The 234-nt window shown below is 70.5% G+C and carries 1 protein-coding gene; it reads left to right on the top strand.

Annotated elements, in window-relative coordinates:
* The coding region (locus tag ACLJNW_RS28660; RefSeq protein ID WP_410962076.1) for an acyl-CoA dehydrogenase family protein at window positions 1-234 on the top strand (234 nt) is incomplete at both ends.

Genomic DNA, 234 nt, shown 5'->3' on the forward strand with positions numbered 1-234 from the left:
TGCGTGCGGATCCTCACCCCGCTGATCAAGTTCCGCGCCTGCCGCGATGCGCGACGGGCCACCGGCGACGCCATGGAGGTGCGCGGCGGGGTCGGCTACATCGAGGAGTGGAGCGACCCGCGGCTGGTGCGTGACGCCCACCTGGGGTCGATCTGGGAGGGTACCAGCAACATCGTGGCACTGGACGTCGCTCGTGCGGTGAGCCGCGAACAGGCGCTCGAACCCTTGCAGCGC

This window comes from Salmonella sp. SAL4457 (genome assembly GCF_046548235.1).
GTDB lineage: Bacteria > Pseudomonadota > Gammaproteobacteria > Enterobacterales > Enterobacteriaceae > Salmonella > Salmonella enterica.